The organism is Micrococcus sp. HG099 (assembly GCF_024723355.1).
Lineage (GTDB): Bacteria > Actinomycetota > Actinomycetes > Actinomycetales > Micrococcaceae > Micrococcus > Micrococcus endophyticus.
The window spans coordinates 1-8,166 of sequence record NZ_JANQCJ010000107.1 but is presented as its reverse complement, the minus strand read 5'-3'; the positions used below and the strand labels follow the sequence as shown (position 1 = coordinate 8,166).

9 protein-coding genes are annotated in these 8,166 nt (G+C 73.9%); all 9 read left to right on the top strand.

Annotated features, from left to right (window positions below; genetic code table 11):
- The coding region (gene ftsY / locus NWP10_RS09345) for a signal recognition particle-docking protein FtsY (RefSeq protein WP_258300703.1) at nt 1-1,121 on the top strand (1,121 nt) is incomplete at its 5' end.
- Between the two features lie 234 nt (nt 1,122-1,355).
- Nucleotides 1,356-2,645 carry an ammonium transporter gene (locus NWP10_RS09340; protein ID WP_017488694.1) on the top strand — a complete coding sequence of 430 codons (1,290 nt, stop codon included), beginning with the start codon at nt 1,356-1,358 and terminating at the stop codon, nt 2,643-2,645.
- A gap of 109 nt (nt 2,646-2,754) precedes the next feature.
- Nucleotides 2,755-4,338 (top strand): signal recognition particle protein, encoded by a 1,584-nt coding sequence (ffh, locus tag NWP10_RS09335; RefSeq protein WP_158494793.1) that lies wholly within the window; start codon nt 2,755-2,757, stop codon nt 4,336-4,338.
- Nucleotides 4,339-4,549: 211 nt separating this feature from the next.
- The gene (gene rpsP, locus NWP10_RS09330) at nt 4,550-4,996 is read left to right on the top strand and encodes a 30S ribosomal protein S16 (protein ID WP_017488696.1); all 447 of its coding nucleotides are present in this window, start codon (nt 4,550-4,552) and stop codon (nt 4,994-4,996) included.
- 2 nt (nt 4,997-4,998) lie between these two features.
- On the top strand, nt 4,999-5,238 hold the full coding sequence (locus NWP10_RS09325; RefSeq protein ID WP_258300704.1) for an RNA-binding protein: 240 nt from the start codon (nt 4,999-5,001) through the stop codon (nt 5,236-5,238).
- Between the two features lie 114 nt (nt 5,239-5,352).
- On the top strand, nt 5,353-5,961 hold the full coding sequence (rimM, locus tag NWP10_RS09320; RefSeq protein WP_017489773.1) for a ribosome maturation factor RimM: 609 nt from the start codon (nt 5,353-5,355) through the stop codon (nt 5,959-5,961).
- Nucleotides 5,962-5,966: 5 nt separating this feature from the next.
- On the top strand, nt 5,967-6,683 hold the full coding sequence (gene trmD, locus NWP10_RS09315; protein WP_258300702.1) for a tRNA (guanosine(37)-N1)-methyltransferase TrmD: 717 nt from the start codon (nt 5,967-5,969) through the stop codon (nt 6,681-6,683).
- Between the two features lie 289 nt (nt 6,684-6,972).
- On the top strand, nt 6,973-7,326 hold the full coding sequence (gene rplS, locus NWP10_RS09310) for a 50S ribosomal protein L19 (RefSeq protein ID WP_026107053.1): 354 nt from the start codon (nt 6,973-6,975) through the stop codon (nt 7,324-7,326).
- A gap of 85 nt (nt 7,327-7,411) precedes the next feature.
- Nucleotides 7,412-8,122 carry a signal peptidase I gene (gene lepB, locus NWP10_RS09305; protein ID WP_258300701.1) on the top strand — a complete coding sequence of 237 codons (711 nt, stop codon included), beginning with the start codon at nt 7,412-7,414 and terminating at the stop codon, nt 8,120-8,122.
- Nucleotides 8,123-8,166 lie beyond the last annotated feature (44 nt).

The window sequence follows — 8,166 nt, the reverse complement described above, 5'->3', positions numbered from 1 at the left end:
CCCCGCCGAAGGGCTCCTACCAGGGGGTGCGCGACGCGGACGACCCCCGTCCCGCGCCCCGGCACGCCGCCCCCGGCGGCTCCACCGCCGTCCTCGAGCGCCCCGAGGCCGAGGAGGCGCCGGTCGACCTCGTCGAGCCGGAGGTCGTCGAGGAGGTCGAGGCCGCCCCCGCCGCGCCCGAGCTCGAGCGCCCGGAGGCCGCCGGCTCCCGGCTGGCCCGCCTGCGCGCCCGCCTGCTCAAGTCCAACAACGTGTTCGGCAAGGGCCTGCTGGCCCTGCTCTCGCGCGACCGGATCGACGAGGACACGTGGGACGAGATCGAGGAGACGCTCCTCATGGCGGACCTCGGCACCGAGCCCACCATGGAGCTGGTCGACCGCCTCAAGTCCCGCGTCACCGTGGAGGGCACCCGCGAGCCGGAGCAGGTCCGCGAGCTGCTGCGCGAGGAGCTCGTGGCCATGGTGGACCCGTCCATGGACCGCCGCCTCGCCGCCTCCCGCCGGGACGGCCGCCCGGCCGTGACCCTGGTCGTGGGCGTCAACGGCGTCGGCAAGACCACCACCGTGGGCAAGCTCGCCCGCGTGCTTGTGGCCGAGGACCGCGACGTGGTCCTGGGCGCCGCGGACACCTTCCGCGCCGCCGCCGCCGAGCAGCTGGCCACCTGGGGCGCCCGCGTGGGCGTGCCCACCGTCCGCTCCGAGAAGGAGGGCGCGGACCCCGCCTCCGTCGCCTACGAGGCCGTGGCCGAGGGCATCCGCCTCGAGGCCGACGTCGTGCTCGTGGACACCGCCGGCCGCCTGCAGAACAAGTCGAACCTCATGGACGAGCTGGGCAAGATCAAGCGCGTCATCGAGAAGCAGGCGGAGGTGGACGAGGTCCTGCTCGTCCTCGACGCCACCACGGGCCAGAACGGCCTGACCCAGGCCAAGGTGTTCGCCGAGGTCGTGGACGTCACCGGCATCGTGCTCACCAAGCTGGACGGCACCGCCAAGGGCGGCATCGTCGTCGCCATCCAGCGCCAGCTGGGGGTGCCGGTCAAGCTGATCGGCCTCGGCGAGGGCGCGGACGACCTCGCCCCCTTCACCGCCGAGGGCTTCGTGGACGCGCTGCTGGCCGACTGACCCGCCGCGCCGCGCACCGGGCCCCTTCCGACGTCGTCGGGAGGGGCCCGCTGCGTCCCCGGTCACCCCCGGCGGCGCGGCGCGTCACATTGCGTCCGATTCCGTGCGCGCCACCGTGCCGCGCCTCACGCTCCGCTACGCTCCTTGAGCAACGGTCCGATCCTGGACCGGGCGACGACGCCGGACGAACGGCGTCGACGCGGCGGGCGTCCGGCTCAGACCGAGGAGACGCCCATGAACGAGATGACCCTGGACGCCGGAACCGTGTGGATGGTGGTGAGCGCAGGCCTCGTCCTCTTGATGACACCGGGGCTCGCCCTGTTCTACGGCGGGATGACCCGCTCGAAGTCCGCGCTGAACATGATGATGATGTCCTTCGTCTCGATGGGCCTGGTCGGCGTCGTGTGGATCCTCTGGGTCTCCGGCATGACCGGCGGCGAGGGCTGGCTCGGCCTCGTCGGCAGCCCGCTGGCCGACCCCGGCCTCACCACCGCGATGGAGGAGGGCGGTCTGATCGCCGCCGGCTTCGGCGCCACCTTCGCCATCATCACGGTGGCCCTCATCTCGGGCGCGGTCGCGGACCGCGCCCGCTTCCTCACCTGGTGCGTGTTCGTGCCGATGTGGGTGACCCTGGTCTACGCACCGCTGGCCTACATGGTGTGGGGCGGCGGCCTGCTCGCCGAGGAGGGCGCCATCGGCTCGCGCCTCGGCGAGGCCCTGGACTTCGCCGGCGGCCTCGTGGTGCACATCAGCGCGGGCGTGGCGGCGCTCGTCCTGGCCCTGATGATGGGCAAGCGCAAGGGCTTCGGCGTGGACCCCGGCCACAAGCCGCACAACGTGCCCTTCACCATGCTGGGCGCCGCCCTGCTGTGGTTCGGCTGGTTCGGCTTCAACGGCGGCGCCGCCGGCGACACGGGCCAGCTCGGCCTGATCTGGATCAACACCCTGGCCGCCGCCGCGGCCGGCATGCTCGGCTGGGTCGTGGTGGAGTGGGTGCGCCGCGGCCGCCCGACCTCGATCGGCACCGCCTCCGGCATCGTGGCCGGCCTCGTCGGCATCACTCCGGCGTGCGCCTTCGTCAGCCCGCTCGGCGCCCTGGTGATCGGCGTGGTCTCCGGCGCGGCCAGCGCCCTGGCCGTGAACCTCAAGTACCGCCTCGGCTTCGACGACTCCCTCGACGTGGTGGGCGTGCACCTGACCGCCGGCATCCTGGGCACCGTGCTCATCGGCTTCTTCGCCCTGCCCTCCGAGGGCCCCGCGGGCCTGTTCTACGGCGGGGACGGCCGTCTGCTGCTGGCCCAGACGGTGGCCGTCGTCGTGGCCGTGGTGTTCACCGCGGTGCTCACCTTCCTCATCGCGCTCGTGCTCAAGGCCACCCTGGGCCTGCGCGTGAGCGAGGAGGACGAGGAGCGCGGCGTGGACCTCACCCTGCACGACGAGTCGGCCTACCACTACGACGTCGGCTTCGGCGGCGTCCCGGTCCCGGCCGACGCGCAGGCCCATCGGGGCGGCGCCGCCGGCTGACCCCTCCAGCCGGGTTGCTAGGCTTGGCGGGCGCCGCGGTGGAAGCCGCGGCGCCCGCGACCGTCCGCGTCCGGATCAGTCGACCCCGCTTCGAAGGATCACACCCGCCGTGTTCAACTCCCTGTCCGACCGCCTCACAGCCACGTTCCGCAGCCTCAAGGGCAAGGGACGGCTGACCGAGGCGGACATCGACGCCACCGCACGCGAGATCCGCCGCGCCCTCCTGGACGCCGACGTGGCCGTGCCCGTGGTCCGTCAGTTCATCGCCCAGATCAAGGAGCGCGCCCTCGGCGAGGAGGTCGCCCAGGCCCTGAACCCGGGCCAGCAGGTCGTGAAGATCGTCAACGAGGAGCTCGTGGGCATCCTCGGCGGCGAGACCCGGCGCATCCGCCACGCCAAGACCGGCACCACGGTGATCATGCTCGTGGGCCTGCAGGGCGCCGGCAAGACGACCCTGGCCGGCAAGCTCGCGCACCTGCTCAAGGCCCAGGGCCACACCCCGCTGCTCGTGGCCTGCGACCTGCAGCGCCCCAACGCCGTCAAGCAGCTCCAGGTCGGCGGCGAGCGTGCCGGCGTGCCGGTGTTCGCCCCGCACCCCGGCGTCTCCTCGGAGTTCGAGGCCGCCACGGGCGACCCGGTGCAGGTGGCCCGCGACGGGGTCGCCGAGGCCAACGCGAAGTACCACGACGTGGTCATCATCGACACCGCCGGCCGTCTCGGCGTGGACGCCGAGCTGATGCAGCAGGCCGCCGATGTGCGCGCCGCCGTCGAGCCGGACGAGGTCCTCTTCGTCATCGACGCCATGATCGGCCAGGACGCCGTGGCCACCGCCCAGGCGTTCAACGAGGGCGTCGGCTTCACGGGCGTCGTGCTCACCAAGCTCGACGGCGACGCGCGCGGCGGCGCCGCGCTGTCCGTCCGCCACGTCACGGGCAAGCCGATCATGTTCGCCTCGACCGGCGAGGGCCTGAAGGACTTCGAGGTCTTCCACCCGGACCGCATGGCCTCGCGCATCCTCGACATGGGCGACGTGCTCTCCCTGATCGAGCAGGCCGAGCAGAACTGGGACCGCTCCGAGGCCGAGAAGATGGCCAAGAAGTTCGCGGACCAGGAGGACTTCACCCTCGACGACTTCCTGAACCAGATGCAGCAGCTCAAGAAGATGGGCTCGCTGAAGAAGATGCTCATGATGATGCCCGGCGCCCAGGGCATGCGGCAGCAGCTGGAGCAGTTCGACGAGTCCTCGATCGGCCGCGTGGAGGCCGTCATCCACTCGATGACCCCGCACGAGCGGGTGGCCCCCAAGATCATCAACGGCTCCCGGCGCGCCCGCATCGCCAAGGGCTCCGGCGTGAGCGTCTCCGAGGTCAACGGCCTGCTGGAGCGCTTCGCGGAGGCCCAGAAGATGATGAAGCGCATGGCCGCCGGCGGCGGCATGCCCGGCATGCCCGGCGCCCCCGGCGGCGTCTCCCGCAAGGCCAAGGGCAAGAACGCCAAGCGCAACAAGGTGAAGTCCGGCAACCCCGCCAAGGCGGCCGCCGAGCGCAAGGCCCTCGAGGAGCGCCAGGCACGGGCCGCCCAGGCGCAGGCCGGGGCCGTGTTCGGCCGCGACGGCGGCGCGGGCATGGACGGCTTCGACCCCTCCAGCCTCAACCTGCCGGCAGGCTTCGAGAAGTACCTCAAGGACCGCTGAGCCGGCCCGGGCGGCGGCCGAGCCGCCGCCCGGCGCGCCGGGTGTGCGCCCGCGCCCGGTATCTGGCAGAATGGCCCGGTACTGAGCGTGAGCCCGGACGACCCTCTATCCTCCGCGCGCTCCGTTCCGTTTCGGCCGAGACCCATCGCCAGCTGCCCCCACGCGGCGGTGCCCCGGCCCCCCTGATCTCTACTGAGGAGTGACCACACCCGTGGCTGTCAAGATTCGCCTGAAGCGGTTCGGCAAGATCCGCGCCCCGTACTACCGCATCGTCGTCGCCGACTCCCGCACCCGCCGTGACGGCCGTGCGATCGAGGAGATCGGCAAGTACCACCCGACCGAGGAGCCCTCGTACATCGAGGTCGACTCCGAGCGCGCGCAGTACTGGCTCTCCGTGGGCGCCCAGCCCACCGAGCAGGTCGCCGCGCTGCTGAAGATCACCGGCGACTGGCAGAAGTTCAAGGGCGAGTCCGGCGCCGAGGGCACCCTGAAGTCCAAGTCCGACAAGGAGGCCTTCGTGGCCCCCGAGAAGGGCTCGGTCATCCTGCCGGAGGAGCCCAAGGCCGAGGAGCCCAAGGCTGAGGAGTCCGCCGAGGCCGAGACCCCGGCCGAGGAGGCCGCCGAGGCCCCGGCCGAGGACGCCGAGAAGTCCGAGTGACCATGCTCACCGAGGCCCTCGAGCACCTGGTGCGCGGCATCGTGGACACGCCCGAGGCGGTCCGCGTGGACGCCCGCTCCCAGCGGCGCGGCGACATGCTGGAGGTCCGCGTGGCCCCCGAGGACCTGGGTCGCGTGATCGGCCGCCAGGGTCGCACCGCCATCGCGCTGCGCACCGTGCTGGACGGCCTGGCCGGCCACCCCGTCCGCGTGGACGTGGTGGAGACCGACCGCCGTCGCTGACGGACCGTGACGCACGGCCCGCCCGCCCCCTCACCGGGACCGGGCGGGCCGTCGTCGTCTGCGGCCGCGCCGCCTGCGCCGCCCGCCCCCGCCCGCCCCACCCCAGGAGAGCCCATGAGCCCCGCACCCCAGGACGGCCTCGTCCGCGTCGCCCGCATCGGCAAGCCGCACGGCATCCGCGGCGAGGTGACCGTGCAGGTCTTCACCGACGACCCCGACGCCCGCTTCGCCCCCGGCGCGACCCTGACCGTCCGGGACGGCGGCCCGTCGCTGCCCGCCGAGCTCACGGTGACCCGTGCCCGCTGGAACAAGCAGATCCTCGTGGTCGGCTTCGAGCAGTCCCCGGACCGCAACACCGCCGAGACCCTGCGCGGCGCCCAGCTGTTCGCCGCCCCGGCCGCGCCGGAGGAGTCCGACGAGTGGTACGAGGACGACCTCGTGGACCTCGAGGTGCGCGTCGACGGCCGCCGCGTGGGCGTCGTGACCGCCCTGACGACCGGCGCGGTCCAGGATCTGCTGCACGTGGCCCTGGACGGCGTGGACGAGGAGGCGCTCGTGCCCTTCGTCGAGGAGATCGTCCCGGAGATCGACCCCGAGGCCGGCGTGCTCGTGCTGACCCCGCCGCCCGGCCTGCTCGAGCTGGCCTCCGGCGAGGCGGACCAGGACGACGACGCCGCGGCCTCCGATGCCGAGGCGGACGCCGACGCGGGCCGGGAGGGCTGAGGGCCGTGCGCTTCGACGTCGTCACGATCTTCCCCGAGTACCTCGCGGTGCTTGACGTGTCCCTGCTGGGCCGGGCCCGGCGCGAGGGCCTCGTGGACGTGCACGTCCACGACCTGCGCGACTTCACCTTCGACCGCCATCGCTCCGTGGACGACACCCCGTACGGCGGCGGCGCAGGCATGGTGATGAAGCCCGAGCCGTGGGCCCTGGCCCTGGAGCACGTGGCCGCGCAGGCGCCGGCGGGCGCGGGGGAGCGGCCGGTGCTGCTCGTGCCCACGCCCTCCGGCGAGCGGTTCAGCCAGGGGCTGGCCCGCGAGCTGGCGCAGCGCGAGCACGTGGCCATCGCGTGCGGCCGCTACGAGGGCATCGACGAGCGCGTGTTCGGCTGGGCCGAGGAGCTCTTCGAGGTGCGCCTCGTCTCGCTCGGCGACTACGTCCTCAACGGCGGCGAGGTGGCCGCGCTGGCCATGATCGAGGCCGTGGGGCGCCTCGTGCCCGGGGTGGTGGGCAATCCCGCCTCCCTCGTGGAGGAGTCCCACGAGGACGGGCTCCTCGAGTACCCCGTCTACACCAAGCCCGCGGACTGGCGCGGCCGCGAGGTGCCCCCCGTGCTGCTCTCCGGCGACCACGGCAAGGTGGCGGCGTGGCGTCGGGCCCAGCAGGAGGAGCGCACGCGGGCACGGCGCCCGGACCTGTGGGAGACGCTCGGCCGGGACGGCTGAGCCGCGGCCGGGACCGGGGCCCTCGCGGCAGCCGAAGGAGTCCCCGCCGGGGGCCGCGCCGCGGGCCGAGGCCCGGCGTCGGGTGTGGCATAATGGACCCTCGTGTCCGCCGGACGCCCGACCTGCCACAGGGGGCGCGCGTCAACGGATCGGACCCCCGGGACCGCACCCCACGTGTCGGCCCGGCCCCACGCTCGGGACACGGCCCCGACCCCTCGTCCCCACGAGGGCGGACCGTGCGCCCGCCTACCACGCGGATGACCTGTGGCGTCCGTCAGGAGAGATGAACATGCACATTCTCGACTCCCTCGACAGCAAGACGCTGCGCTCCGACATCCCGGAGTTCGCCCCCGGCGACACCGTCAAGGTGCACGTCAACATCATCGAGGGCAAGACCGCCCGCGTGCAGGTCTTCCAGGGCTACGTCATGGGCCGCAACGGCTACGGCGTGCGCGAGACCTTCCGCGTCCGCAAGGTGTCCTTCGGCGTGGGCGTGGAGCGCGTGTTCCCGGTGCACTCCCCGGTCATCGACAAGATCGAGGTCGTCACCAAGGGCGACGTGCGCCGCGCGAAGCTCTACTACATGCGCGACCGCCACGGCAAGGCCGCCCGCATCCGCGAGAAGCGCGTCGACGCCAAGTGATCCGCACGGGCGCTGTCCCCACCGCCTGAGCATCGCCATGTCGCACCCGGAGCCCCGTGACCCCCGTCGGTCGCGGGGCTCCGTCGTGCCCGGATCCGGGACCGGGCGGGGCGCGACGCCGGCCCGCGAATCCGGCGGGACCGCCTGGTGGGCGTGGATCGGCCTGACCGTCGCGGCCGCCGTGGTGGCGGCCGCGGTGCTGCGGGCCCTGACCGGGCCCGTGTACCTCATCCCCTCCGGCTCGATGGAGCCCACCCTGCACCCCGGGGACCGGGTGCGCGTGGACGCGTCGGCGGCCGGCGGGGAGGGGGTGCGGCACGGCGACGTGGTGGTGTTCGACGGCGCCGGCAGCCTGGCCCCGTACCGCTCCGTCGGCTCCCTCGAGCGCGGCCTTGAGGACGTGGCCCGGTCGTGGGGCCTCGGCGCGTCCGGGGACGCGTTCGTCAAGCGGGTGCTCGCCCTGCCCGGCGACCGCCTGGAGTGCTGCGCCCCCGACGGGCGGCTGCTGCGCGACGGCGCGCCGGTGGACGAGCCCTACCTGGGCCGGCCCGTCACCGTGCAGGACCCGGCCGCGGACGGCTCCTGGACCTTCGAGGTGCCCGAGGGGCGCATGGTGGTCCTCGGGGACAACCGGTCCGCCTCGCGGGACTCGCGCGCCCTGCTCGGCGGCCCCGGCGGCGGTCTCATCCCGCTCGAGCGCGTCGAGGGCCGGGCCGCGGAGGTCGTGTGGCCCCTGGACCGGCGCGGCCCGGTGGACGCCTCCGCCCCGGAGGCGGCGCCCGGAGCCGCCCCGTGAGCCGCCCGGACCACCGCCTGGTGCCGCCCGCCGCGGGCCATGCC

Excerpts from the sequence above, each read along its gene's own strand:
- NWP10_RS09340 (WP_017488694.1), top strand. The coding sequence starts at position 1,356 with ATGAACGAGATGACCCTGGACGCCGGAACCGTGTGGATGGTGGTGAGC.
- rplS (WP_026107053.1), top strand. The coding sequence starts at position 6,973 with ATGCACATTCTCGACTCCCTCGACAGCAAGACGCTGCGCTCCGACATC.
- NWP10_RS09325 (WP_258300704.1), top strand. The coding sequence starts at position 4,999 with ATGCTCACCGAGGCCCTCGAGCACCTGGTGCGCGGCATCGTGGACACG.
- rimM (WP_017489773.1), top strand. The coding sequence starts at position 5,353 with ATGAGCCCCGCACCCCAGGACGGCCTCGTCCGCGTCGCCCGCATCGGC.